Here is a 25,148-nt window from a genome sequence, read left to right on the forward strand (position 1 = left end):
CAAGCCCACCCTCATGATAGAACCCTCAGCCTATGTTTAAACCCAAAGGCAAGTTTCAAGGCAAATCCCCCGCGCACAAAGGCGCCCCGGCCCGCAATCAAGGGACCGAACGCCCTTCGGAAAAGAGCCTGCCTTACGGGTTGATCTATAAACAAAACTATATCTCTGCCCGCGAAAAAACCGAGATCATGGAATACCTAAGAACCCTGTATCCGATCTGGGAAATGCGTTATTCCAAAAACAACCCGCCTCCGGAAAATCAGAAGCAACGACCGTTGCTGCGCCCGGTGTACTGGCTGGGGAACTGGCAGTTTGCGTGTCTGAACTACTATCATCCGCCCAAGGGCATCTACAACCGCTGTGTAACGGCCGAAGGATATCCACCGATTTTGGAATATCTGATCCAAAAGATCGAAGCCCTGATCCACGACACCTATGCCCCACGTGACATTCCCCGGGGCTGGCACTTGAACACGTGTCTGATCAATTACTATGGAGATCAAATAGCGGAAGACGGGAAAAAGAACGACTGCGCCCGTGTGGGTGAGCACAAAGACTTTGAACCCGGCCCTGTGGCATCGATTTCATTCGGTGAACGTGCGTTTTTTCAATTTGTTTCAAGTCAGGGCACAGAGTCGAAATCCAACGTGGTCTTTCAACAGTGGCTGGAAGACAGCTCTTTGCAAATTTTCGGTGGGGATAAATTCAAGAAACATCTGTTCCATCGCGTGCAGCGTGTGGATCGCAAAGAGGATCATATTTTTCCTCTGAACGATATCGACAACTTTGAAACCCGTCGGATCAACTTCACCTTCCGCTATGTTCCGGATGAACATGTCACGCCCTTTTACCGACTGCCCGCCGAAGCCCGGGAAGACGTCAGCGGATACATGGAAAAGCTGGCGGAGCATTCAGATTTTTTTAAAGAGCAACTGGCCAGACAGCCTTAAGAATGGCTTTCCCCTGACTTTGATCAATGGAGATTTTTAGATTCTGGTTTAACCAGCGCACGATCATTTCCTGCTCTGACCCGGTCATGTCCTGATTCAAAAAGCGGAAATCAAATTGCGACAGCGGCAGGCTCAGGTTCATGGATTTTTCCTTGCCCCTGGCATTTTCCACCTCCAGGGCAATGGTCACGAAACCGGCTTTCTTGCCCGGCTCTTCCACCTCAAAGCGCACGCTTGAACCTTGATCAAAGAAACCCTTCCATTCTTCGTCTGACAGATCCACATCCAGATGCCGCTCAGTCATTTTAAAGTCCGGCGAATGGGACAAAACATACGACTGGAACAATGACGTGATCGCCGACCAGTCATAAGGCACCGGCAACGTGCAATGAACCCCCTGAGGCAGTTCCACCACGCGGATGTTTTTGCTGTCCACTTTCAGTTCTTTATTCTGCAACTGCTGGGCATTTAAATCATACGGCACGGCAGGGTCCTGTTCTGTCGCATAGATCAAAACCGGCTCTTTCACCTGTTTGTAGTGGCGCCAGAAATCATTCAACTCCCAGAAGTGGGTGTTGTCCTCAACCCCCGGCGGCAGCTTGACCGAGTTCACATAAGAAAGACCACCATGATAAGTTCGCGCGATCTCAGAGATGGCTTTGCTTAAGTAAGAGAAACTTTCAAAGCTTTCCAGTGCCGGAATCTTGCGATCCAACCCTTGCAAACGCTGACGACTCCACAAATCGACAAAAGCGGATTTAACCCCACTGTGGGTCAGACTTTCCATCGTCGCGCGCAGATTCACCACCGGGCACAACGCCATGAAGGAATTAATCAGTGGCCCCCGCTTTGGGGAATTATATTTATTCAGTAGCGACGAATACAAAACCCCGTGCCCGCCCAGACTGATCCCAAAAAGATGAATGCTGTCCACCAACTGAGACAAAGGCTCCACCGGGTCTGTCAATAAACGCGCCACCTGAATGTTTTGAATGCCCTCGTCATAGCCCCCGAAAGAAAAGCGACTGTTGTTAGCCACAAAATCCGGGCTCGACATATTTTCAAGCATCAGGACATTAAACGGTGACTGTTCAAAGAACATCATCAACCATGCGCGCTCGGGTTTGAAGTCCTCGACGTTGGAAAAAATCCCCAGACGCACAATCACCAGAGGACGGCGCTTCATGTCGCCTTTAAGGCCCAACAGACCTTTTAGCTTCACATTCCCCGGCAGATTGACAACCACCCGGCGCAAAAACGGATGACCCTGTGGATTGTATTTCATCGTCATCATACGTCGGACATTCACAAACCAGCCATCATCGCCGGTTTCCAGCTCTGCACGGCAATCCTGGAAGTATTTCTGAACCAGTGCTCCCTGCAACTGAACGGATTTTTGGACGCGAGGGTCCTGCAGGCGGGCGGCCCATACTTCCGGAGCACAGGCCGTGGACATCAATTTGGGCTCTCCCGTGGGAATCCAGCTGATGATGTTGGTCATTATAAAGTTCAGCGGCTCCGGATAACGCCCCGGGCTGTCTGCCAGAAGAGGTGAGTTGTCTCCCGGAAAACTGATGCGAGAGCTTTGAAACTGTTCAAGAAAAGCTCGTTGCGGGTTGGCGGCGAGGACGTTGGAGCTGACGACTATAAGGCTGAAAAAACATAACCACGACCGAAGCATAGGCCTCATTGTGGCCAAAAAGAATCATCGAGTCATCACCTTTTTCCGGAGTGACTTTGAGTATTTACTTCACTAAAATTTTTCGGTGTATTTAAGGAGACACATATCATGGAACACAAGATAGAGCCTCTCTATGACGGGCCTCTTTTCAGAAACGCCATTCAAACTCTCGATGAAGCTGCCAAAATTATCAACTGCGATCCCAACATTCTTGAGCGTCTGAAAAGACCTCGTCGTTGCATCACTGTTTCCGTCCCTGTGCGCATGGACGATCACAGCGTGAAAGTATTCACAGGATATCGCGTGCAGTATTCTCCAACCTTGGGCCCTTACAAAGGGGGCATCCGTTATCACCAAAACGTGGATCTTTCTGAAGTTGTCGGCCTTGCAGCTTTGATGACTTTCAAAAACTCTGTGTTGGGTCTGCCGTTGGGCGGAGCCAAAGGTGGTATCACTGTTGATCCAACCAAACTTTCCCGCACTGAAAAACAAAGCCTGACTCGTCGTTATGCTTCCGAGATCGGACCTTTTGTTGGACCAACTAAAGACATCCCGGCTCCGGACGTGGGTACAGATCCACAGACGATGGCTTGGTTCATGGACACTTATTCCCAGGAAAACGGTGGCTTTGCACAGCCAGGCGTTGTGACTGGAAAACCTGTTGAAGTCGGCGGTTCTTTGGGCCGTAACCATGCAACAGGTTTGGGTGTGGTTTATGTTGCGGAAAAAGCTTTCGAAGTTTGCAACATGAGCATGAAGGGCGCAGCCATCGCGATCCAGGGCTTCGGCAACGTGGGTTCATTCGCGGCGAAGTTTGCTTTTGAACGTGGTGCGCGTATCGTTGCAGTCAGCGACGTTTCCGGTGGTATCTTCAACGGCGACGGTCTGGATATCAACGATGTGATGGAATACGTGAAAGCTCACAAATTCCTGAAGGGCTATCCAAAAGCTCAGCCAATCAGCAACGAAGAACTGCTTGAAGTAAAATGTGATGCTTTGTTCCCGTGCGCTTTGGAAAACCAAATCGACACTCACAACGCAGAAAAAGTTCAGGCAAAAATCATCGTGGAAGGCGCGAACGGTCCTATCACAAACGCAGCGACCAAGATCCTTCATAAACGCGGTGTTTTCATTGCTCCGGATGTTATCGCCAACGGCGGCGGCGTGATCGTTTCTTACTTTGAATGGGTGCAGGACACTATGTCCTTCTTCTGGGACGAAGAAGAAATCAATGGCCGCTTGAAAGGCATCATCACCAAAGCATTCGACAAAGGTTATTCTTTGGCGAAAGAAAAGAACGTGGACATGAGATCTGCTGCGATGGCAGTTTCTGTTCAACGTCTTGAGCGTGCGATGCTTCTAAGAGGCTTGTACCCAAGATAATGCGCGGGACGCAGGATTTGAAACTGGACTTTATCAAAAAGCCTTGGTTACTATTTGAAACTGGACTTTATCAAAAAGCCTTGGTTACTTTTACCACCCCAGTGGGCTCACGATCTGAGCTCACTGGGTCTTCCTTTCTACTCTTTGCTTCACGGACGAAAAACTCCGCAATGGAACAGCTTTACCTGGCGTGATCTTCATTTCGCCAATCCCCTGGGTATTGCCGGTGGTGTCGATAAGAATGCAGAACATCTGAAAGAGTGGTGGGCTTTGGGATGCGGCTTCGTTGAAGTCGGCACAGTCACTCCCCGCGCTCAAACCCCAAATCCTGGAAAAATCATGGACCGCGACCTGAATCTTCAGGCTATGTGGAACAAGATGGGTTTCCCAAGCCACGGGGCAGACGAGGTGTTTTACAATCTGGCGTACTATGCACCGAACTACCGAACCCCGATCTTTGTTAATATCGGAAAAAACCGCCACACCCCGAACAACAGTGCGGTGAGTGACTATCTAAAACTGGTGGATCAGTTCCGTCCATTTGCAGATGCCTTTGTTGTGAATATCTCCAGCCCCAATACATCGGGCCTGCGAGATCTTCAGAAAAAAGAGAATCTGCGCGCCCTGATTTCACCCATCATGGACCGTGTATCCCACTTTGAACCCACACCGGTTTTGGTGAAACTGTCTCCGGACATGGGCGATGAGGGACTTGCTGAGGCTGTGAACAATTGCCAAGAATTGGGCGTTGATGGCTTCGTTTTGACGAACACCACGCTGTCCCGCCCCGCAGGCTGCCACTTCCCGGCAGAGGGAGGACTTTCCGGTGCTCCCTTAAAGGATCTTTCCAAGCGTGCGCTTGAAGTTGCTGTTCAAACTTTAGGCAAAAACCGCGAAGGACTGCTTTTAGTCAGCGTTGGGGGCATTATGAGCCCAGAAGATGTCTTTGAAAGATTGCAAATGGGCGCCGATCTTGTTCAAATTTATAGTGCACTTGTGTTCCATGGACCAGGTTTCTTCCATCACGTAGCAAGAAGGTATAATGACGGGCGATAGCGCAGTGGAGACAAAACCAAAAAAATCAAAAATCCGCAAGGGTCATTGGATTCCTGTGGTCGCTGGTTTTTTGCGCAAAGACGGCAAGATTCTTGTCGGTCAACGCCCTGAAAACAACTCTTTGGCGGGCCAATGGGAATTCCCCGGCGGTAAGATCGAAAATGGCGAAACACCTGAAGAAGCTTTGGCTCGTGAACTAAATGAAGAGCTGGGTATCGAGGCCGAAGTCGGCGAATTAAAGCTGGCCTGCACACATTCCTACGGAGATGTAGGGATTCTCATATTATTCTATGAAATCCTATACTGGAAAGGCGAACCCCGTGCCAAGCATCATATGATGCTGGAATGGATTCATCCGGAAGAGCTTAAACACCGTAATATTCCGGAAGCCAACCGCAAGATCTTGCACAGGATCTACAAAGCTTTAGGACTTGAATGGCGAAAATAATACTGGTGAGCAAACATGTAAATGCGACTTCCTGGCAGCTTGCACAAGCTCTGAAGGCGCAACAACATGAAGTGGTTCTGCTGACCAGTTACGGTGAAACTCCCCGCGATACCAGCGGCATCGAGTTCATGGGTTATTTCAAAAAATGGAGTTTTCTGGAGGGCATCCGCATTATTCCTGGCCTGTTCGGACTGCAACCGCAGATCCTGCATGTGCTGTTGGATGAAGACCGCATGAGTCCCGCCCAAATGGTGCTTTCGACTTTTGCCAAATCCCATCCGACTTGCGTTTTAACGACGTCTCTTCTGAACATTCGCAAAGGTTTAAGCCGCAGAAATCCGGTTCGCTATCTGATTGAGGAAAGTGACATCATCACCTGCCCAACAGTGGAAGCTTTGGGGTTGTTGCGCGGACTGGATGTGCGATCCAACCGACAGGGCCGTGGGATTCTGCCACCAGTTCTGGATTTGAAAGCGACTCCTCCAGCCGAAGAGGCTGTCGATAGCAGTGAGTTGCATTTACTGGAAACTCTGGCACAAAAACCTTATGTGGTGATTCCTTTTAATGAGCCTCGCTTTAATCCGAACGCTGAAAGCTTTATTCGTCTGCGCACGGTTGCGCAGAAATATAAAGTCGCCCTGTGGGGAACTTATTCCCACTGGTCCTTGCGTGATCGCAAAAAATTCGCCGCGTGGATGGAGGAATTCCAATGCGCGGACCGCTGGCTTTTGACTGGACCTCTGTCTGCCTCTTTGACTCAGAATCTGCTTCAGAAAAGCACGGCCTTGATGCTCGCCGGACAGCAGTTCACGCCGGTTGAAATGACGGAATATTATTTGCGTGCGATCCAATCCCAGGCCGTTTTGATTCTGGACTCGCGCCAGACCAGCGTGCACTCGGATCTTTGGAAAAACACGGTGAACTGCTGGGTTCTGAACCACGGTCAGCTGCAAAAAGACCTCATCAAACTTTTGGCCAAGAGCCATCTGAAACTGCCGGAATCCCTGTCTGAAAAACTGGCGGAAGATCGCCATCTGATCGACTCCTCCATGAATGAACTCAATCGTCTGTACAACAAGGCCTTGAATCATCTAAGATAAGGCATGGTCAAAAAGTCCCGTCTGCCGGAAACACTTAATATCTGTCTGACATCTCATCGCTTTCCGATTCTCAGTCGTGCGACCGATCATGGTTTTTTGTGGCCGATTGCCAAAGGCCTGGCTCGTGAAGGGCACAAGGTCACGGTGCTTGCGGCCAGCTCTGCCATGAAAAAACCCGAAGTGCTTCGCGATGGTGTGAAGGTTCACTACCTGTTCGAGGGCGAAAAGAATCTTTCGCACCTAAGCTTCCAAATGGCGGTTCGCCAGAAATTCGCGCAACTTCACAAGGAAGACCCGTTTCACATTCTTCATAGCATCGACAAATCCGGTTACCGCGTCGGAACTCGCAAGAAAAACCTCAAAGTCGCGATGGCTTACGACGTGGAAGCTACTCAGATGTCCCAGCTTTTTGCCATTCTGGCGATGAAGCAGGAAACCCTGGGCAGCATGCTGACCACTGGAATCGCAACCGCGTATAAGTTTCTGACAACTTACTATGGTGGTGACCGTCAGTTGCTTTCAACTGCCGATGGAATTTTTGTCACCAATCCTCAGCAGCGGATTATTCTGGAAAGATATTATCTGTATCCGGATTATCACACCTACACAGTGCCTTACGGCATTGAACTGGGTGATTTGACTCCGAAAGAAAAGTCACTGGAGCTAAGAAAAAAACTGGGCATTCCTGAAAATGCCCATGTCGCGGTTTCCATCACGGACATGACCGAGGTACAGGAAGTGATTCCTCTGCTTCGCGCATTTGAAAAGGTTGCCATCAAAAAACCGGGCAGCTATTTGCTCTTGGTCGGTAACGGCCCCAAATTCAAAGAAATCGAATTCCAGGTTTTGAATCTGGCGCTGGGAAATCGTGTGATCATGACCGGTGCCGTTCCCACCGGAGAACTGGAAGATTATATCGTTTTGGGTGATGTTTTCGTGAATATGGGCTCGCGTACCACCGGGTTTGAGCCTTCCACCTTGGAAGCCATGGCCCAGAAAAAGGTCGTTTTGGGCTCGGAAGTGTCCCCAATTGCCAATATTATCGAAGATGGTCGAGACGGGTTCCTTTTAAGACCGGCCGATGTCGACTCTATGAGTAATTTGCTGGTTGAGATCTTTTCCGGGACGATGCCAGCCGAAGAAATCGGCGAAAGGGCCCGCCAGAAGGTCGTTGACCTGTTTGATACCCAGAAAATGGTCCAGTCAGTCCTTGATGCTTACCGTAAAATCCTGCTCAATACGGGCTTGTATAAGAAGCATTGAGTTAAATCGTTGAAAAGTGGTAGTCAGCCCCCGGCTCTTCTGTATAATCGAGAGTGTTATCAATACTTTAAGTAGGTCAGTTGAGATCTTGGAAGTTCTGAAGGACGCGAGAAGATGACAAAAGCGGATTTGATTAATTTGATCTCTGAAAAAGCGGGTATTACCCGTGTAAAAGCAGAAACCGTTGTAAACACCATTTTTGATTCTATGGTTGAAGCTTTGATGCGCGATGACCGTATCGAAATCCGTGGTTTTGGTTCATTTGTGAATCGTCAATACGGTGCTTACAAAGGGCGTAACCCTCGCACGGGTGAAATCATCAATGTTGATGAAAAGAAATTGCCGTTCTTCAAAGTCGGTAAAGAATTAAAAGAAGACATCAACGGCGGCCCAGACGACGGGCAAGAATAAAAAAGGGAGCTGCAAAGCTCCCTTTTTTATTTTCTGCGATTAAAAGAAGACATCAACGGTGGCCCGGACGACGGCCAAGAATAAAAAAAGGGAGCTTTGCAGCTCCCTTTTTTTATTTTCTGCGACTCAAAACAACTTAGTCACAAGTTGTGTAATTCACCTGATAGAAGTATTCAGAATCCACAAACGTCGTCACACAAGTATAAGTTTTTCCATTGTAACCGCGAACTGTCGTTTGAACAGCCAAGTCTGCACCCGGAACACTTACGAATTTGTGACCATCGACTCTGACAATGCCTTCATCGAAACCCAAAGTTTCCAATACGCTTTCATTTGTCATCGTGTAGATTTCTTTCATTTTTCCGGCAAATGCAGGAGCAGAAACAAATACCAAAGCCGCAATCAAAAGACCCTTCATAATGGAACCTCCGTTAGAATGTAAAAAGATGACCCTTTCTAACGGAGCCCCCATAAATAAAACAGTCAAGATTCCCTTTTTGTCTTTTTTTCATCTACAAACCTGTGCGATTATCCATAAAAATCACATGGGGGCCCTATGAGCACAGTAGATATAACCATCCCAACTTTGCAAACTGAACGCCTTATTCTGCGGGCCTTTTCCCTGAATGACGCCAAAGAAATTCAACGTCAGGCCGGTTCCCCTAAAATTGCGGCAACCACGCTGGCCATTCCCCACCCCTACCCTGACGGAGCGGCGGAGGACTGGATTTCACATCATCAGGAAAATTTTAAGAATGGTCACGGTGCAGACTGGGCCATCACTCTAAAAAGCACCAACGAACTGATTGGTTGTATCAGCCTGATGAGCAGCAAAAACCATCATCGCGCTGAAGTCGGCTATTGGGTTGGCGAAGCTCATTGGAGTAAAGGTTATTGTACTGAGGCCACAAAAGCCGCGATTCTCTATGGCTTTGAATCTTTGGGGCTGAACAAAATCACTGCCTGCCACATGGCCCACAATCCCGCTTCCGGCAAAGTCATGGTCAAAGCCGGAATGGAAAAAGAGGGCTACCTAAAACAACAAATTCTAAAGAACAACGAATACGTGGATCTTGTCGTTTACGGCCTCATAAAAGCCAACTGGCTTAAACAAAACACAGTGTAGCCAGAAAAAAAAAACCAGGCACCTTTTATTCGTAGCGGAGGGCTTCTATGGGATGCAGCTTGGAAGCCTTCGAGGCTGGGTAACTGCCGAAGACAATTCCGATCAGCGCTGAAAATCCAAACGACAACAGCACGGAAGATGGCGAAACGACTGTGGTCCATCCGACGACTTTGGAAATGAAAAGCGAGAACCCCACACCTAGAGCGATTCCTAATAAGCCGCCACACACACTGACCACGATGGATTCCGCCAGGAATTGCAGCAGAATATCGCGGCGGCGCGCGCCGATGGCTTTGCGCAAACCGATTTCTTTGGTTCTTTCCGTCACTGACACCAGCATGATGTTCATGATTCCGATACCACCGACGACCAAAGAAATTGCCGCGATGGATGCCAGCAACATGGACATGGTCTGACTGGTGGAATTCAACGCCTGCTGAATATCCGCCATATTAAAGACGTTGAAAGCATCCCCTTGCGCTGAAACCGGAACGCGATGACGCTTGTTCATCAGCTCTTGCAAAGAATCCTGCACGTCAGGAATATCATTGGCATCGCGCACTTCAATATCCACCGAATCCACATAGTTTTTTCCGAACAGACGATACATCGCGGAAACAACCGGCACCAGAATACGATCATCCTGATCCTGAGGACCCGCGGCACCTTTTTCCGGCAGTACACCAATCACACGGAAATTCACCTTGTTGATTTTGATCATTTCACCTATGGGGGATTTTTCTCCAAACAATTCACGTGCGACTGTGGTGCCAATCACAGCCACCAAAGCCCGGCGCTGATTTTCCTCTTCCGAAAAGAATCTTCCGTAAATCGGCGTGCTGGCGCGCATTTGTTCATAGGATGGCGCAACCCCCATCACCGACGTGTTCCAGTTTTTATTCAAATAAGTCACCTGACCTCGTCCGGAAGACGACGGAGACACATCTTTAATTGCCGGGATTTGGCTTTTAATCGTTGCCACATCATCCAATGTGACTCGAATCCTCACCCCGGATTCCTGCACCACACCTCCCACTCGCACATTGCCCGCACGCAGAACAAGAAGGTTGGAGCCCAGCGATGACAGCTGCTTTTCAATCGACTGCCGGGCACCGGTTCCCAGTGCCAGCATTCCCACCACGGCTGCCACACCAATTAAAATCCCCAGCATGGAAAGACCTGAGCGCACCTTGTTGGCGGCCAAAGTCTGAAATCCCTGATGAAGATGTTCAACCATTTCCCGCACCGGGAATTTGGGTGGCCGCAGCTCCCGAACTGTCTTTTCTGAACCAGCAGAACTTAGCGGCTGAAGCCTTTCGTCTGACTGGATCACTCCATCCCTTAAGCGAATCAGACGCTTGGCCTGCTGACCGATTTCCTCTTCATGTGTGACGATGATAATCGTAATCCCCTGCTCATTCAGTTTGCGCAGGATCTCCATGATTTCTTTTTCGCTTTTGGAATCCAGATTCCCAGTGGGTTCATCGGCAAAAATAATGCGTGGATTGTTAATCAAGGAACGGGCGATGGCGATTCTTTGCTGTTGTCCCCCGGACAGTTCATTGGACTTATGATGAATTCTTTCTGCCAGACCCACCTTGTCCAAAAGGACCTGCGCTTTATCAAAGCTAAAACCATCCTCGCTGTAAATCAGCGGCAGGGATACGTTCTGCCAGGCTTCCATTCTGGGCAGCAGATTGAACTGCTGAAAAATAAACCCGACTTCCTCTCTGCGTACCACGGCCAGTTCATCTTCAGAAAGACTTGCGACCTCGCGACCATTTAAATTGTATGATCCGCTGGTGGGAATATCCAGCAAACCCAGGATATGCATCAAAGTGGACTTGCCTGATCCCGATGGCCCCATGATCGCCACAAAATCACCGCGCTCAATTTGCAGACTGATGCCTTTCAGCACATCCACCGATTGATCGCCCATTTTATATGACTTGCGAATATCCTTTATTTCGATCATCGCCCACCTGACCTAGGCCGGGTGCGAGATGGCGGTCCGAAAGGATTTGTACTCTGAGAGGACTTTGCCCCCAGTCTGAATTCAGTCACCAAAACCATATCATTTTCAGAAAGCCCTTCAACCACTTCCGTGTTTTTCCCATCGGTGATGCCGGTGCGGATTTCCCGCATGACACCTTCCTTGGAATTTGGCTTTTTCACCAGCACCATGGTGCGCCCCTCGCTGACACGCAGGGCTTCACTGGGCACAATCAAAACATCCTTTTTTGCGGCAATATTAAACGTCACATTGGCCGTCATCCCACTGCGCATGAAATCCGGGGTTTCCACCGGAATCACGTCCACAATGTATGTGGTCACACTGTTCACCGTTGTCGCATCAAAGGCAATTTGATCCACGATTGCAGGCTGTGGATTTTGCGGATAAGCATCCAGTACAATTGTCGCTTTTTCTTTCAGCTTGATCTGGGCAATATCCGTTTCATCAACCTGCGCTTTCACTGTTAAACGGTCTGACATCACAAAAATTGCATCCGTTGTGGTGAAGGTCTGACCGGGCTCGACATTTTTCAGAATCAATGTCCCAGAGATCGGGGCCATCACCGGTGTCGCCAGATAAAGCTCGGACCATTTTTTGTATTCCTCTGCACCTTGCGCGCGGGCGGCATCCAGCATTGCCGCTCGTTCTGTGGAACTCATCCAGGCCAGAATCTGCCCTTTGCGGATTTGCTGACCTTCTTTCACCAGAATCTGTTCAATACGGCCCGCCACCGGGGCCTTGATTTCCAGCCTGTTCTTCGGCTGTACGGTGCCTGTCGCTAAAATAGTGATTTCCAGATCCCCCGTGGTAACAGGAATTTCCCGATACTTTGGAGCTTCATTCTTTTCTTTGTTCCAGAAATAATAGCCGCCGCTTAATAAAAGCACCGCCCCCAGACTGGCAAAGATGAGCTTCTTGGATCGTGTCATTGCAGAACCCCCACACCTTGAGTTTTTTCCCAGTTGGCTTCTGCCACAACCCGGTCACGACGTTTCAGTGTCTGATCTTTCTGATAAGAAATCAGATCATTTTCAATTTTATCCCAGTCATCGAAACTGGAAAGGCCATTGTTGTATTTACTGCGCCCGATTTCAGCGCGAACTGCCCCGGCTTCGACAAAGGCATCGCTGACTTTCACTTGTTCAGAGGATTCAATAAAATCAGCAAAGGCCTGCCGCAGTTGTGCGATCAGCTCCAGTTCCGAATTCTTCCAGTTATTTTCCGCCACCAGCTTTTGTGCAACGGCACTTTTCTGTGTGAAATAGTCCTTACCACCGGAAAACAAGGACCATGACAAGGTCGCCCCGACACTCCAGCGGTCCCGATCCGGGAAGAAATCCTCTCCAGTTTTACCGATAGAACCTGACAGATCCAAAGATGGTAAAAACTCTGAACGGGAATTTTTCAAACTGGCATCGGCGCTTTGAATCAGGCCTTGTGCCTGTAAAAATCCGGGTGTCTGCTGCGCCAAACTGGCAAAAGCCGGTGTTGCCAAGGGAGGTGTGTTTTCCGGAACCCGACCTTGAACTTCGACCTCCTGATCCGGAGCCAGTCCCAGAACACGAATCAGGGAACTGCGCGAAGTCTGATACAGATTTTCTGCCTTCAGAACATCAAGCTGCGCCTGCTTTAGATAAGCTTTGGACAAAAGCACCGAACCTTTGTTTTCCCGTCCGCTTTGAAAACGCAATTCCACCAGATTCAAGTTATCGGACCGGCGTTTCTGAATGTTTTTGGAAAGCTTCAATGAATCCTGGGCATAGACCACGCTGGCAAAGATGGATTTTAAGTCATAGCTTAACTTAGCCTTCACCGAGCGCAGATTCGCTTCGGCGACTTTTACTTTTCCTTCCGCCTCAGAAATACGGGCACTGTCAGAAAAACCATTGAAAATATTCTGAGTGGCATTCAGTGTGGCAGAATAGCCTTCACTGTCCACACTGTCTGTTTCGCCCTTTTGATAGCCCAGGTTCGCAGAAATCTGCGGCAGGTAATTACCATACAAAGCTCTCATCTGTGACTGAACGGCTTGCAGATTCTGTTCAGCTGAAATCAGTTCTGCATTGTTCTTTTTCAGGATTTCCAGACAGTCCGCAAAGGAATAGGTCGCGGCCCGGCCAGAGACGGCGGCGAATATCAGAATCAGGAAAACAATGTTCTTTATCATCACTCTAAATCCCACAGACTTATTGCAACCCTCACTGAAGAGTGAGTCAACTGTCTTAGGATAATCAAGGAGTGATGATCAATTATGGAAGGACCTTCTGTTCGCCGAAGGTCCAGAATTCTCTTATATCGGGGGCCTTACTTTTCCTCTTTGCAGAAGGCAAGATCAGCGTCCTTGCCACAAAGCGCCTTCTTAATGACCGCAATTTCTTCGACCTTCTTCCTGAGCCGCTCGTTGTCTTCTTTCAAAGAGGTGATCTCACGTTTCTGTTTCGACAACTCACTGCGAATTTCCTGTGAGTCCCCCAGCCATTTTGCGTGAAGTTCTTTAATCGCCTCAATCAACGGCGCCACCAGATTTTGATAAGCCACTGACTTATAACCGCCAGCATCAGTTTCCACCACCTCTGGGAACACCTGTTCCACTTCCTGGGCAATCAGCCCCATCTGTTTGCTGTGCGCTTTACTTTCATCTTTCCAGAAATAAGTCACGCCCCGCAATTTCAGAATGTCATTCAATGCGCCGTCAATACCGACAATGTCTTTTTTAAAACGAACATCCGAGGACTGAGTCAAAGTTCCCGATAACGTCGCATTCCCGGTCGTATAAAGACTGAAGTAGCAAACCCCGATGGCAAAACACATGGAGTTTGCGCCCAGTGGGGCCGCCGTGGAAGACGACAACCATTTCCATTGCTGCCCCCCAGCCGCAGCGTTGGCATTCACGATGGAGGTATATTGCGCACTTGAAGACACGTGCAGATGCCCTGTGGGATTGGTGGTTCCAATCCCCAAACTGCCTGTGCTGGTCAAACGCATTTTCTCTGACATTGCCACACCTGACTGCTTATAAGCAAAACGCAGATTGTCTGTCGGGTCATCGCCAAAATAAAGTGTCGTGTCGCCGTCGTTGGTGGTGCTGGTGTCACCATCACGATCCCACAAGGTCAGACCACCAAAATCATTGGCCGAACCGTAAACAGAAATGCCCAGACCTGAGTTGTCCGAAGTGGTTCCCAGATATAGATCCGCGATGGTGAACTTAGTCAGTGGTGAAGTCAGCCCCACACCGACCATTCCCGTGGCTGTCACGGTCACACGAGGAGTATCGTCCGTTACCAAATGTAAAGGATGTGCACTGCCAGTTCCGACACCAAAGTTGGTGGCAGGACTTGTTGTATAAGTCCGTAACATGACAGAGTCCGCCTTCGGAATCGTGGATGATCCCCAAGTTCCGGTCACTCCCGTTCCGTAGGAAATCAACTGCGCCCCCGCCCCATCGGCCTCAACATCCACGGCTGAAGCAGCATTATCCGCAATACTGGCATTTCGAATCAATAAAGCCGTGTCTGTCGCCTGATCTTTTTGAATATGAACCTGTTTGATCGGAACTGATACTCCTACACCTATGGAGCCTTCCGACGTCACACGCATTTTTTCTGTGGCAGAAGCTCCGGTCATGGTTACAATACTCAACGCCCCATTAATTGTGCTTGGAGTGGCACTGTCCCAAACAGTCTCTGCATAAGTGCGCACACCTGCCGCTTCGACAAAGGCTGAACCATTGTAAGCTCGTGACTGAATAGACCCCACCAAACTTCCCGCAGGCATTACCGCAGGCACCGCCGCTGTCCCATAGGATCTATTCATAATAAGAGCCGGTGTATTTGTCGCCGAATGACTGAAAATACCAATATCATCATTTGCATCGCCAACCCCGTCATTGACCAGAGTCAGGCCCGAGGCGGGAGCAATCGTGCCGATCCCCAAGCGCCCCGTCGTCGTCAAAGCCATACGAGCTGTTCCACCCGTCACAAATTGCAGATTCTGCGCGTCCGTTGTGCCGAGATTGGCAGCAGCTCCAAAAGTATTGCCACCCTGTTTGAAGTAACTGTTGTCGTAAGCGTCCGCCGGAAGATCCGCAGCCGCGATAGTTCTAAATGATGGCGCTCCGCCAGCCCCAGTAGGTGCCGCCAGGAAAGTCTTGGCCGTCTGGGTGCCAAAATTCATTTTACCCAAGGCAATGGTTCCTGAAATATTAGATTCCGTGATGGAAATACTCTGACACGCGAAAGAGTCCGTCAAAGAGGACCAGTTCAAAGTTTTATCCGCCGCGCACGAAGAACCCGGGAAGATTGTATTTCCCGGAGTCACCGTTGATCGAATATCAGCAAGGCTTAAGAAGTTTGGTCCATACTGAGCCCCATCATAACGAAGCACCTGCCCCGTGGCCGTGGGAGCCGTCGCCGAAATCGCTTTTCCACGCAGCTTTACCACATCGGGATTCGGATAAGTTCCATCCAAATCACCGCCCGCAGCACCTCCCGGAGCCACTCCAGAAATCGTCAACTCAGTTACGGCTGTCAAACGTCCCTGAGCATCCACTGCAAACTGCGGAACCTTGGTCGCAGTTCCGTAAGTTCCAGCGACAACAGTTGTGTTGGCCAAATTCAAAGTGACAGCTCCCGAAGAACCACCACCTGAAAGTCCCGTGCCCGGATTGACCGACGTGATCGTCCCACCTGTTCCCGTGGCACTGATCGTGATACCACCGGGACCATTATTAATACTCACACCGCTGCCGGCACTCAAAAGTGCTGCCTGCGGAGCATCCCCGGTTTTACCAATCAGAATCTGACCGTCTTCCAAAGCCGATGCTTCAACAATTTTCCCGGCACTGGAAACCATAAGACGGCTGTTGTTCAGAGCCGTCCCACTTCCCGTTCCCCCTTGAGAAACCGGAAGGACTCCGTTAATGCCACTGGCTTTGCCAGAAATATCTCCGGAAATCTTAGCCCCTGAAATCGAGCCCGAAATCTGAGATTCTGTGAAATCCAAAGTCACAGGCTCCCAGATATTGGACCCGTTCAATTTTAAAACCTGCCCTGGAGTGGCCGCCGTCGCACTGACATTCACGCCACGGATCTTTTCAGCATTCAGAAAACGACTGTCATCACCGGCAGCCAAAGTTCCCGCCGTGGCTCCAACAACTGCCGACACCGTTGGCAATGAGGCTGTGCCGCTTTTACTTAAGTAGGGTCCGGTGACTGCAATGTCCGCCACCATCCCGGCACCACCAGCATCATTTTTACAAAGAAAGTTTGTACCATCATAGGTCAGATACTGCCCTGTCGCGCATGAATTAAAAGAAGTCTTTAAAACAAAATCGCTGGGAAGTTTATCGCCCAATTTGGAAGATGAATAAGAATAGCTGGCAAACGGAACCGAGCGAATGATGTTATTTGGAGTGATCGCCTTCCATCCCACACCATCATGGAATTGCACCTTCAGAACACGCACTTCATCCAGGTCAGGAGTATAAGGCGTAGCCACCCCGGAACACTTATGTTCCAAAGAGTTATTAAAGACATCGCGAAGTCCATAATCGGCAGTTGCAGGATAAAGCTTGGTCCCTTCGCCGATGGCAATATCGAAAACCCCTTTTGACCCCTGCATATTCACACCATCGCGCTGTTCCCGATAGAAAATGCAAGAACCGCTGGCATTTGTGATTTCAAAAGCGAAGCTGACGTTGTTGAACTCCAGCGGAGTTCCATCAGATTTTATGATTCGTCCCTGATAATTCAATGTCGCGGGCGTGGCGGAAGCCACCGAAGCCATACCGATAAGAATGGCGCATATCATTTCAAGACGTTCCGTAATTGTTCCCATGTAGAACTTTACGGTCTTAACCTGTTGAATCTTTAACTACATTTCCAAAGGATAATTCGCGATTGCTCCGCTGTGTTCCACATCCTTTCAGATGCAAAACAAAAGACGTCTCAAAGTGGGAAAAGGCGCAGGGAAGTAATGTCCGTTGTGTCCGTCAAAGCCATAAAAAGACGCTCGACTCCCAAGGCTATTCCCCCGGATGGTGGCATTCCGGCTTCCAGACATTGGAAGAACTCAGGGTCTAAAGAAATCTCTTCTTTCTTCATTTCGGCTTTTTTCTGCAAATCCTCATCAGAGCGTAACCGCTGAATCACAGGATCATTCAGTTCGTGGAAGGCATTGCACAACTCAAGACCTTTCCAATACGCCTCAAAGCGATCGCCCCACCCGTCAGATGTCAGTCGCGCCAATGCCGCCTGATAGGGAGGATACTTTTCCACAAAGACCAGTTCATCGGCTGGCAACTGGGTTTCAATCTTTTCCATAAAGATCAGGAAGAAATAATCATCAATGCTTTCGGCACTGCGAACATCGACACCACACTTTTCAGCCAGTGTTTTCAATTCATCCTTGGACGTGTCGGGCTTTAAATCAAAACCACAATGAATTTTAAAAAGCTCGGCCACTGAATACGAGCGCACAGCTTTCGGCGCAGAAGCACCCAAAGCTTTCGCCAACACCTGCACCAAAGAAATCATGTCTTCTTTGATCAAGGTCAGGTTCGCATAAGCGCGATACCATTCCAGCATCAAAAACTCGGGCTGATGACGTTCCGTCATCTCCCCGTTACGGAAACAAGGGGCTAGTTCAAAGATCTTTTCAGCCCCCAAAGCCAGGGCTTTTTTTAAATGCAATTCCGGACTGGTCGGCAAAAACAGTTTTTGCTTTTTTGATCCTACCTTCAGTTCGGTGGAAAACACATCCAAACTAGGCTCTGTCCCCGGGCATACAACAAGGCTTGGGGTCTTTAATTCTACAAACCCCTGATCGACAAAAAAAGCGCGTAGAGCCGTCAGATAAAGCCCCCACTGTGTCGTCAGTTCCTTGTTCCAGGAACGCGAAGGCAGCGACTGAAGTTGGGGCGCCAATAGAATTAGCTCTTCGGCAGAAACCACGGCCACCAAATCACCTTCAATCAGGTGTTCGGAATAAGGCGGTGCTTTTTCAAAGTGAATTTTATGGGTCTTGGAGTCGCGGTGAAGGGTCAGCTTCAAGCCACCGTCTTCCCGTTCGATCTGATAAATGCGCCCGGCGGCCTGAGCATTGTCAGGCATTGCAGGATAAGCGGGCCAAATCTGGGTTAAGTATTCATTCCGATTCAAAGCCCTGCCACTTTAGCGGCAAAGGCCCTGATCACGCAAGGAATCAAGCTGGGACAAGATAGAATCCAGGTCATTCGCACCGTAAACGACATCCTCGTTCACTACGATACGGTGCTTCACCCAAGCTCCATCGAAAATACCTTCGCTTTGCATTCTACAGCTGGGAGTGTCCAAGGTTGCAGCCTCGGCGTTAACGTGAATAACCATCATCATGAAACCTGTTGCTAATGCTGCTAGAAGTACTCTCATAATCTTTCCCCTCCCCTTGTTTGGCTGTAAGCTGGTTCCTTATGGCACCAGCGACCTCCTTGGATTTATATAAAGCAAACGCCTTGCCAAAACATTTTGACCCCTCTTTGGCACCCTCGCCCCCAAAGTACCAATCCACGAGACTTTTCATTCAGTGCCCTGAAAGGTTGTTTTTTAGGCCCGCATCCGATATGGAAGTGCTTAATTCCATTTAACTATTCAAAAAAGGACTTGCATGCTTCACCTTGAAAGAACCATGAACTCCCTGAAAGGGACGGCCGACTGGATCAGTTTGCGTCACGTGACTGAAAAAACCACCTTCCGCACCGTGCGCGATGAAAAACCAGATCGCAATCATATCTCGTTCGATCAAGGGGTCATGGTCGAGGTTCTTGTGGACGGACACTTTGGTTTCGCCGGCACCAGTGATCTGAGCGACAGCGGCATCAAGCGCGCTTTGCACAAAGCTGTTTCCATCGCCAAAGCCGCCGCCTTGCACAAGGTTCATGCTTTCAGTGCCGATCACCGTCCCGTGGCCGAAGGGAAATACAGTTCTCCGGTGGTAAAACCTTTGGATTCTTTCTCTGCCAAGGAAATCTCTGACATCTTCGTGGAGGCCACTCGCGCCATGAGTGTTTCTGACAAAATCGTCAGCCGTTCTGCCACCGCGATGATTGTTGAAACTCATTTCCACACCGTGACTTCCAGTGGTTCTGACTTTGAACAGCGTTTTTCCATCGTCAGCACCGATTTTTCTGCAACCGCCGGAGCCGGGGGCGAAATGCAAACCCGTTCCGACAGCGGTGGTTTGGCGCGCTGTCTGCAAATCGGGGCCGAGGTTTTTGACCGTGCTTCGATCATCGACCGTTCTAAAAAACTGGCGAATGAAGCTGTCGAGCTTCTGTCCGCGGAAAACTGCCCGGACACTTCCATGGATCTGTTACTGGCACCAGACCAGATGACTTTGCAGGTGCACGAGTCTATCGGACATCCTTTGGAATACGACCGCATTCTGGGCGATGAAAGAAACTATGCCGGATGGAGCTTCGTAAAACCTGAAGACTTCGGAAAACTTCAGTACGGTTCCAAACTGATGAACGTGACCTTCGATCCGACCGTATCCGATGCCATGGCTTCTTACGCGTTTGATGATTCCGGTCACAAGGCGACCAAAGAATTCCTGATCCACGACGGCTTGCTCATTCGCGGCCTGGGCGGGCTTGAGTCCCAGTCCCGTCTGAACCTGCCGGGCGTTGCCAACTTCCGCTCTTCATCCTGGAATCGTGCGCCGATTGACCGTATGGCGAATATCAATCTGGAACCGGGCACCTCCAAGCTGGAAGACATGATTGCCTCTGTAGAGCGCGGCGTATTCATGCAGGCGAACAAATCCTGGTCCATTGATGATTACCGCAACAAATTCCAGTTCGGCTGCGAATACGGCCAACTGATCGAAAACGGCAAACTGACCAAGACCGTGAAAAATCCAAATTATCGCGGCACGACTGTGAAGTTCTGGAACAACCTAAAAGCAGTCAGCGAAGTGCGCGAAACCTTTGGGTCCCCGTTCTGCGGCAAGGGCGAGCCAAATCAGGTCATTCGCGTGGGCCATACGAATCCTTATTGCCTGTTCACCAACGTTGAAGTCTTCGGAGCCTAAAGGAGTCGCCCATGAATTTTACTGAAAAAACAAAACTTGCCTTCAATGCCGTGGCCGACCATCTGCTGGGAAATCTAAAATCCCATGAACAGGCTTTGGTGAATCTTCATGCCGAAGAATCCCTGTTCGTGCGTTTTAACGGCAACAAAGTCCGTCAGAACACGCATGTGGAACAGCGCTCTTTAAGCCTGCAACTGCAAAAAGATAAAAAAACCGCCAATATCACTTTCTCTATCACTGGTGAAATTGAAGAAGATAAAAAGCGTGCTGACTTCTGGCTGGAACAAGCCCGTCAGGAATGTGATCTTCTTCCCGAAGATCCTTATCAGGTTCCGATCAAAAACAACGGCACCAGTGACAGCACCTTCAAAGGCACTTTGCTGAGCGATGAAGACGTGGTTAAAGCCATTACGGCTCCGGCAGTGGGAACAGACCTTGCCGGTCTTTACTGCGCGGGTCCGATTATTTCTGCCAACAAAAATTCTCAAGGGCAAAGTCACTGGTTTGCGACAGAAAACTTCTTCGTGGATTATTCGCTCTATTTGGGTGAAAAAGCCGTGAAGTCCATCTATGCCGGAACAAGCTGGGATCAAAAGGCCTTTGAAGAAAATCTGGCGCAGACTAAAAATCAACTGAACCTGATGGATCGTCCTAAAAAAGTTCTGCAGCCAGGGGCTTACCGCACTTATCTGGCTCCGGGGGCTGTGGCGGAACTTTCCACCATGTTTGCCTGGGGTGCCTTAAGCTTTAATGCTTACAAACAAGGGGCCAGTGCCATGCAACGTCTGGCCGATAAAGAGCGCTCCCTTTCGCCTTTGTTCAACTTGCGTGAAAACTTCAGCATGGGTCTGACTCACCAGTACAACTCTTTAGGAGAGCTTGCGCCAGAAAAGCTGGATTTGATCAAAGCCGGAGAGCTGCAAAGCTTCCTGATCAGCAGCCGTTCTGCCAAAGAATACGGTGTGACCAGCAATGCCGGTGACAGTGGTGAGTCTCCACGTGCGATGGAGATCCTACCGGGCACTTTGAAAAAGGACGAGATCCTGAAAGAATTGGGAACGGGCCTGTACCTGTCCAACCTGCACTATCTGAACTGGTCGGACCGTCTGAATGCCCGTATCACCGGGATGACCCGCTATGCCTGCTTCTGGGTGGAAAACGGTGAAATCGTGGCCCCGATCGCGGATTTGCGCTTTGATGAGTCTCTTTTTGACTGTTTGGGCGCAAACCTTCTGGCCGTGACAGACTTCCAAGAGATTGATCCTCAGGTTTCCACTTATGAGAGCCGTGCTTTAGGTGGCAAAAAAATTCCGGGCATGCTAATCAAGGACTTCAAATTCACTCTTTAAGGGGCGACATGGTTACTTATATTGTTCATATCTCTGTCAGACATGAAGTTTACACTGAGTACGTTGATTGGCTCAAAAACGAACACATCGCTGAAGTTCTTACTCTACCCGGCTTCCTAAAGGCCGAACTTTGTTTAAGAAAAGGCGGCAGCATGGAAGCCTCCAGCAAAGATCTTAAGATCGTTTACACGATCAAAGATGAAGACGCGATGAAGACTTACATGACTGAATACGCAATGGGAATGCGCGAAAAGGGTCTTGAGAAGTTCCCGGGGCAGTTTTCTGCCCAACGCGAAGTCTGGTTGGAAACAATTAATTTTACGTCAAAATAGGCTTGAGGGACTAGGAAATCCCCCGGGCGCAGTGTATGTTGGGAAATGTAAACAAAGGAGACCGTTGTGGCATCTGCAGCTTTCCAAAAAATTCTTGAAAATCTTTCTGGTAACAAAAACGTACAAAACCTTCTTGAAAGCTTCCAAAAGCTAAGTGACGAGATCAAAAAGAAAGAAGCGGAACTTAAAGGCCGTTTCGATCAGGAAAAAGAAGACAAGATCGAACTTGCCTGGAAGAAGTATCAGGAGATCGTAAAAGCTCTTTCTGTTTCTGAAGCAAAATTGGAAAAAGAAGTGAACAGCACTATTTCCAAAATCAAAAAATCCGCTGACGATCTGGAAAAGAACATTCAGGCTTACAAGAAAAAAGCCATCGTTCAAAAAACCAAATTGGAAAAAACTTTGTTCAAAAAACAAACCACGAAGAAAGCTTCTTCCAAAAAAGCAGCTCCTAAAGCGAAAGCTGCAACAACAAAAAAAGCGACAACTAAAAAAGCTGTTGCTCGCAAAACCACCAAGAAAGTTGCAAAGAAGAAATAAGCTTCTGACTTTTCAAGGTCGCAAAAAAGGGAAGGCTCAACACCTTCCCTTTTTTTATTTTATCTATCAAAAACTTCCACCGCACTTTAATAAAATGCCACCACCGAAAGTGACCGACAATTAGGTCATTCCCAACAGGAAGGCTTCAGCGTTACCGGCATTCAGACCGTCTGATCGACTGGCAAAATAGCGCTGATAAATATCCGCGCCAGACACATATTCGGCATTTTTAAAGCCTGCCTGCTTTGCCATCGCTACAATTTCATCCGGCGCAAAAAGACTTAAGAACGGCGTCCCCGCTTCGGCGGTTCTTTTCATCACGAATTCCATGATGGCTTTTTCCTGCGGCTCTAACAGATCCAAGGCCAGCATAAAGGTCATTGCGAAAATGGAACCGGGCGCAAGTTTTGCCATCTGCTGCAAAGTCGTCATATTGGTTTCTTTGCTCAGGTACATCGACACCCCGGTTGAAACGATCACGGCAGGCTTGCTGGAATCAAATCCCGCAGCCAGCAACTGTGCCCACCAGGACTGTCCCGCTTCAAAATCCACAGGCACAAAGTGCAAGGACGGCGGTGTGGCCAATCCAGCTTCAGACAGACGCTTTTGCTTCCAGGCCTGCGGTCCCGGCTGATCGACTTCAAAAATTTGTATCTGGGATGCCAGTTCAGGGCGACGTTGGGCAAAGGTGTCCAGCCCTGCCCCCAGAATCACATACTGGGTGACACCTTTTTGGAATTGTTCTTCCACAAGGTCTTCGATCAAACGGGCCCGCCCCACGATGGAGGCACGCATTCCTTTGGAAAAATCCGGATTCATATCCTGACGACTGCGCCAGTTTTCTTCAGCGACAAGTTTTTCCCCGAGCTCGTCAGAAAAGACATGGGGGGCAGGATCAATTTGAACGTGCAGTGCGCGCCACAAGGCCACGCGAACCGCCGTATGTTCTGGTGCTATAAGGTTTTTATCGACTGTCATGCTGTTTATCGTAGCGCAAGACACACAAAGAGGTCGAGTCCCAAGTCTTGTTCCACGATAAACTGTGGACAGTTCTTCCTGCACCTTGAGAGCATAAATATGTTCGACCGTTTTTCAGGGGGAAATATTATGAAACACCTATTGCTTTCTTTAACTGTTTTGTTGTCCGGAGCTGCGGCTCAAGCTCAGGATCTATTCTGCAATCTGAAAGTTAACAACGACGTGATCGCCGACACGAAAGTGACGACGATTGAAGGAAAGAATGTTGTCTTTGGCACTTATGGCAGCTATCAGGCCAGCGTGCGCAATCTGGGTTCTTCCAAATTCTATATTGAAATCTACGAAACCAATGTGTCCCGCACTTATGCCGACGGTGTTCTAAGAACCGAAGATGACGAGATCAAGTGGACCCTTTGGAGCCGCGAAATCCTTCTGGAAGCTTCCTGCCGTCTGGCGATCTAAGGTCCTTTCCCGGCAAGGGTGACAGTTTTGGGCTCAACCCCACCACCCTTGCACACCCATATCTAATATAAGCCATTCTCAAAAAGGCAGGGTCCTTGCTGTATTTCAGGGAATGGTTAAGAAGTTATTATTCTTTAGTTTGTTCGTCCTTCAGCTTCTGGTCACCCCGGTCTGGGCGGACTCTTACGACTATGCCCGTATTTTCGATGTCACCTTCAAAGCCATGACCCAAAAGGACCTGTACAAGGCCCTGAACGAATCCGTCCTGCAACAGAAAAAACCCCTGACACAAAGTCAGATCGTTTTCCTGCTGAAAAAGAACCCTGAATACATCCGTATTCTTGATCAAACCCTTAGTCGGTTGAAAAGCTCTCAGGAGGAATCCCCGGAAGCTTATGCCCAGGCCTTAAGTGAAATCAAAGTTCAATTAAAAGCCGTGATACAGACACCGGCCTTTGCGGCTCAATTGGCGGCCTATGAAAGTCCGTCGCAGCCCCTGACAATGGACCTTCCCGGCGGAGCCCCCGGCTATCGTTCCATGCGTCTGTTCGTCAATCACCCTCACTTGAAAGACGCCGCAGATCCAAAAAGCCGTGTTTTGCCCGGTGATGATCTGCGCAAAGTCGTGATTGATTTCATTCGCGGGGCCGAACAGGAAATCTGGTACAATGTTTTTGATTTCGATTTGAAAGTCATCGCTGACGCTTTGAAAAACCAGCACATCAAAAAGAATGTGAAGGTCACGGGCGGTATCGACGCCGGAACCATCACAGCACGCCCCGAGGTCAAAGCCATCTTTGATGATCTGGCGACGTTGGAAAGTGAAAACTTCAAAACCGTGGCGGTTCGCTCTGTTGGTTTGAATCACCAGAAGATTATTCTGCGCGATCCATTCGGTCCAAAGGCGGCCGTGCTGTTCCTTTCCGGGAATTTCACCACGCCCAGGGCATTGTCTGTGCGCGCTTCCTGAACCAGAACATAGTACG

The 25,148-nt window shown here is 49.2% G+C and carries 23 protein-coding genes; 14 read left to right on the forward strand and 9 right to left on the reverse strand.

The window, feature by feature from the left end; translation table 11 throughout:
- Window positions 1–32: 32 nt before the first annotated feature.
- Entirely contained in the window at window positions 33–950 is a 918-nt protein-coding gene (locus EZJ49_RS00660) for an alpha-ketoglutarate-dependent dioxygenase AlkB (protein ID WP_262553459.1), read from the forward strand.
- On the opposite strand, the gene EZJ49_RS00665 is transcribed toward EZJ49_RS00660, so the two are convergent.
- Window positions 922–2,451, reverse strand: coding sequence for a hypothetical protein (locus EZJ49_RS00665; RefSeq protein WP_262553460.1), 1,530 nt, complete (start codon window positions 2,449–2,451; stop codon window positions 922–924). The genes EZJ49_RS00660 and EZJ49_RS00665 overlap by 29 nt on opposite strands.
- Window positions 2,452–2,739: 288 nt before the next feature.
- Between EZJ49_RS00665 and EZJ49_RS00670 the strand changes: the two genes are divergently transcribed.
- From EZJ49_RS00670 to EZJ49_RS00695, 6 genes are all read left to right on the forward strand, one after another.
- Complete coding sequence (locus EZJ49_RS00670; RefSeq protein ID WP_262553461.1) at window positions 2,740–4,014, forward strand: Glu/Leu/Phe/Val family dehydrogenase; 1,275 nt, start codon at window positions 2,740–2,742, stop codon at window positions 4,012–4,014.
- A 54-nt stretch (window positions 4,015–4,068) separates the two neighbouring features.
- On the forward strand, window positions 4,069–5,070 hold the full coding sequence (locus EZJ49_RS00675) for a quinone-dependent dihydroorotate dehydrogenase (protein ID WP_262553462.1): 1,002 nt from the start codon (window positions 4,069–4,071) through the stop codon (window positions 5,068–5,070).
- The gene (gene mutT / locus EZJ49_RS00680) at window positions 5,057–5,518 is read left to right on the forward strand and encodes an 8-oxo-dGTP diphosphatase MutT (protein ID WP_262553463.1); all 462 of its coding nucleotides are present in this window, start codon (window positions 5,057–5,059) and stop codon (window positions 5,516–5,518) included. Before EZJ49_RS00675 ends, mutT begins: the two co-directional genes overlap by 14 nt.
- Entirely contained in the window at window positions 5,506–6,618 is a 1,113-nt protein-coding gene (locus EZJ49_RS00685; protein WP_262553464.1) for a hypothetical protein, read from the forward strand. The genes mutT and EZJ49_RS00685 overlap by 13 nt, the downstream gene beginning before the upstream one ends.
- A gap of 3 nt (window positions 6,619–6,621) precedes the next feature.
- Window positions 6,622–7,881 carry a glycosyltransferase family 4 protein gene (locus tag EZJ49_RS00690; protein WP_262553465.1) on the forward strand — a complete coding sequence of 420 codons (1,260 nt, stop codon included), beginning with the start codon at window positions 6,622–6,624 and terminating at the stop codon, window positions 7,879–7,881.
- 114 nt (window positions 7,882–7,995) lie between these two features.
- Window positions 7,996–8,292 (forward strand): HU family DNA-binding protein, encoded by a 297-nt coding sequence (locus EZJ49_RS00695; protein WP_262553466.1) that lies wholly within the window; start codon window positions 7,996–7,998, stop codon window positions 8,290–8,292.
- 136 nt (window positions 8,293–8,428) lie between these two features.
- Here the strand turns inward: EZJ49_RS00695 and EZJ49_RS00700 are convergent, their stop codons facing one another.
- Window positions 8,429–8,710, reverse strand: a complete 282-nt coding sequence (locus tag EZJ49_RS00700) for a hypothetical protein (RefSeq protein WP_262553467.1) — start codon at window positions 8,708–8,710, stop codon at window positions 8,429–8,431.
- Window positions 8,711–8,848: 138 nt separating this feature from the next.
- Between EZJ49_RS00700 and EZJ49_RS00705 the strand changes: the two genes are divergently transcribed.
- Complete coding sequence (locus tag EZJ49_RS00705) at window positions 8,849–9,418, forward strand: GNAT family N-acetyltransferase (RefSeq protein ID WP_262553468.1); 570 nt, start codon at window positions 8,849–8,851, stop codon at window positions 9,416–9,418.
- A gap of 25 nt (window positions 9,419–9,443) precedes the next feature.
- On the opposite strand, the gene EZJ49_RS00710 is transcribed toward EZJ49_RS00705, so the two are convergent.
- The 6 genes from EZJ49_RS00710 to EZJ49_RS00735 form a co-directional block, all read right to left on the reverse strand.
- Complete coding sequence (locus tag EZJ49_RS00710) at window positions 9,444–11,393, reverse strand: ABC transporter permease (RefSeq protein WP_262553469.1); 1,950 nt, start codon at window positions 11,391–11,393, stop codon at window positions 9,444–9,446.
- Window positions 11,390–12,361 carry an efflux RND transporter periplasmic adaptor subunit gene (locus tag EZJ49_RS00715; protein WP_262553470.1) on the reverse strand — a complete coding sequence of 324 codons (972 nt, stop codon included), beginning with the start codon at window positions 12,359–12,361 and terminating at the stop codon, window positions 11,390–11,392. Before EZJ49_RS00715 ends, EZJ49_RS00710 begins: the two co-directional genes overlap by 4 nt.
- On the reverse strand, window positions 12,358–13,599 hold the full coding sequence (locus tag EZJ49_RS00720) for a TolC family protein (RefSeq protein WP_262553471.1): 1,242 nt from the start codon (window positions 13,597–13,599) through the stop codon (window positions 12,358–12,360). Before EZJ49_RS00720 ends, EZJ49_RS00715 begins: the two co-directional genes overlap by 4 nt.
- A 137-nt stretch (window positions 13,600–13,736) precedes the next feature.
- Window positions 13,737–17,270, reverse strand: a complete 3,534-nt coding sequence (locus EZJ49_RS00725) for a tail fiber domain-containing protein (protein WP_262553473.1) — start codon at window positions 17,268–17,270, stop codon at window positions 13,737–13,739.
- A gap of 110 nt (window positions 17,271–17,380) precedes the next feature.
- On the reverse strand, window positions 17,381–18,592 hold the full coding sequence (gene epmA / locus EZJ49_RS00730) for an EF-P lysine aminoacylase EpmA (protein ID WP_262553475.1): 1,212 nt from the start codon (window positions 18,590–18,592) through the stop codon (window positions 17,381–17,383).
- Between the two features lie 12 nt (window positions 18,593–18,604).
- Window positions 18,605–18,841 (reverse strand): hypothetical protein, encoded by a 237-nt coding sequence (locus EZJ49_RS00735; protein ID WP_262553477.1) that lies wholly within the window; start codon window positions 18,839–18,841, stop codon window positions 18,605–18,607.
- Between the two features lie 235 nt (window positions 18,842–19,076).
- Between EZJ49_RS00735 and EZJ49_RS00740 the strand changes: the two genes are divergently transcribed.
- The 4 genes from EZJ49_RS00740 to EZJ49_RS00755 all read left to right on the forward strand — a co-directional run bounded on the left by EZJ49_RS00740 (window position 19,077) and on the right by EZJ49_RS00755 (window position 22,722).
- Window positions 19,077–20,501 (forward strand): TldD/PmbA family protein, encoded by a 1,425-nt coding sequence (locus EZJ49_RS00740; RefSeq protein ID WP_262553479.1) that lies wholly within the window; start codon window positions 19,077–19,079, stop codon window positions 20,499–20,501.
- A gap of 11 nt (window positions 20,502–20,512) precedes the next feature.
- Window positions 20,513–21,850, forward strand: coding sequence for a TldD/PmbA family protein (locus EZJ49_RS00745; protein WP_262553481.1), 1,338 nt, complete (start codon window positions 20,513–20,515; stop codon window positions 21,848–21,850).
- An 8-nt stretch (window positions 21,851–21,858) separates the two neighbouring features.
- Window positions 21,859–22,182: a DUF4286 family protein gene (locus EZJ49_RS00750; protein WP_262553483.1), complete on the forward strand. Its 324-nt coding sequence runs from the start codon at window positions 21,859–21,861 to the stop codon at window positions 22,180–22,182.
- A gap of 66 nt (window positions 22,183–22,248) precedes the next feature.
- Window positions 22,249–22,722, forward strand: coding sequence for an actin-binding protein (locus EZJ49_RS00755; protein ID WP_262553484.1), 474 nt, complete (start codon window positions 22,249–22,251; stop codon window positions 22,720–22,722).
- Window positions 22,723–22,842: 120 nt separating this feature from the next.
- On the opposite strand, the gene EZJ49_RS00760 is transcribed toward EZJ49_RS00755, so the two are convergent.
- On the reverse strand, window positions 22,843–23,700 hold the full coding sequence (locus EZJ49_RS00760; protein ID WP_262553486.1) for a class I SAM-dependent methyltransferase: 858 nt from the start codon (window positions 23,698–23,700) through the stop codon (window positions 22,843–22,845).
- 129 nt (window positions 23,701–23,829) lie between these two features.
- Between EZJ49_RS00760 and EZJ49_RS00765 the strand changes: the two genes are divergently transcribed.
- Both EZJ49_RS00765 and EZJ49_RS00770 read left to right on the forward strand, forming a co-directional pair.
- Entirely contained in the window at window positions 23,830–24,162 is a 333-nt protein-coding gene (locus EZJ49_RS00765) for a hypothetical protein (protein WP_262553488.1), read from the forward strand.
- Between the two features lie 112 nt (window positions 24,163–24,274).
- Entirely contained in the window at window positions 24,275–25,132 is an 858-nt protein-coding gene (locus EZJ49_RS00770) for a hypothetical protein (protein WP_262553490.1), read from the forward strand.
- Window positions 25,133–25,148 lie beyond the last annotated feature (16 nt).

This window comes from Bdellovibrio bacteriovorus, from assembly GCF_025558485.1.
In the GTDB taxonomy this organism is placed as follows: Bacteria; Bdellovibrionota; Bdellovibrionia; order Bdellovibrionales; family Bdellovibrionaceae; genus Bdellovibrio; species Bdellovibrio bacteriovorus_G.

Excerpts from the sequence above, each read along its gene's own strand:
- EZJ49_RS00660 (WP_262553459.1), top strand. The coding sequence starts at position 33 with ATGTTTAAACCCAAAGGCAAGTTTCAAGGCAAATCCCCCGCGCACAAA.
- EZJ49_RS00665 (WP_262553460.1), bottom strand. The coding sequence starts at position 2,451 with ATGACCAACATCATCAGCTGGATTCCCACGGGAGAGCCCAAATTGATG.
- EZJ49_RS00670 (WP_262553461.1), top strand. The coding sequence starts at position 2,740 with ATGGAACACAAGATAGAGCCTCTCTATGACGGGCCTCTTTTCAGAAAC.
- mutT (WP_262553463.1), top strand. The coding sequence starts at position 5,057 with ATGACGGGCGATAGCGCAGTGGAGACAAAACCAAAAAAATCAAAAATC.
- EZJ49_RS00685 (WP_262553464.1), top strand. The coding sequence starts at position 5,506 with ATGGCGAAAATAATACTGGTGAGCAAACATGTAAATGCGACTTCCTGG.
- EZJ49_RS00690 (WP_262553465.1), top strand. The coding sequence starts at position 6,622 with ATGGTCAAAAAGTCCCGTCTGCCGGAAACACTTAATATCTGTCTGACA.
- EZJ49_RS00695 (WP_262553466.1), top strand. The coding sequence starts at position 7,996 with ATGACAAAAGCGGATTTGATTAATTTGATCTCTGAAAAAGCGGGTATT.
- EZJ49_RS00700 (WP_262553467.1), bottom strand. The coding sequence starts at position 8,710 with ATGAAGGGTCTTTTGATTGCGGCTTTGGTATTTGTTTCTGCTCCTGCA.
- EZJ49_RS00705 (WP_262553468.1), top strand. The coding sequence starts at position 8,849 with ATGAGCACAGTAGATATAACCATCCCAACTTTGCAAACTGAACGCCTT.
- EZJ49_RS00710 (WP_262553469.1), bottom strand. The coding sequence starts at position 11,393 with ATGATCGAAATAAAGGATATTCGCAAGTCATATAAAATGGGCGATCAA.
- EZJ49_RS00715 (WP_262553470.1), bottom strand. The coding sequence starts at position 12,361 with ATGACACGATCCAAGAAGCTCATCTTTGCCAGTCTGGGGGCGGTGCTT.
- EZJ49_RS00720 (WP_262553471.1), bottom strand. The coding sequence starts at position 13,599 with ATGATAAAGAACATTGTTTTCCTGATTCTGATATTCGCCGCCGTCTCT.
- EZJ49_RS00725 (WP_262553473.1), bottom strand. The coding sequence starts at position 17,270 with ATGGGAACAATTACGGAACGTCTTGAAATGATATGCGCCATTCTTATC.
- EZJ49_RS00735 (WP_262553477.1), bottom strand. The coding sequence starts at position 18,841 with ATGAGAGTACTTCTAGCAGCATTAGCAACAGGTTTCATGATGATGGTT.
- EZJ49_RS00740 (WP_262553479.1), top strand. The coding sequence starts at position 19,077 with ATGCTTCACCTTGAAAGAACCATGAACTCCCTGAAAGGGACGGCCGAC.
- EZJ49_RS00745 (WP_262553481.1), top strand. The coding sequence starts at position 20,513 with ATGAATTTTACTGAAAAAACAAAACTTGCCTTCAATGCCGTGGCCGAC.
- EZJ49_RS00750 (WP_262553483.1), top strand. The coding sequence starts at position 21,859 with ATGGTTACTTATATTGTTCATATCTCTGTCAGACATGAAGTTTACACT.
- EZJ49_RS00760 (WP_262553486.1), bottom strand. The coding sequence starts at position 23,700 with ATGACAGTCGATAAAAACCTTATAGCACCAGAACATACGGCGGTTCGC.
- EZJ49_RS00765 (WP_262553488.1), top strand. The coding sequence starts at position 23,830 with ATGAAACACCTATTGCTTTCTTTAACTGTTTTGTTGTCCGGAGCTGCG.
- EZJ49_RS00770 (WP_262553490.1), top strand. The coding sequence starts at position 24,275 with ATGGTTAAGAAGTTATTATTCTTTAGTTTGTTCGTCCTTCAGCTTCTG.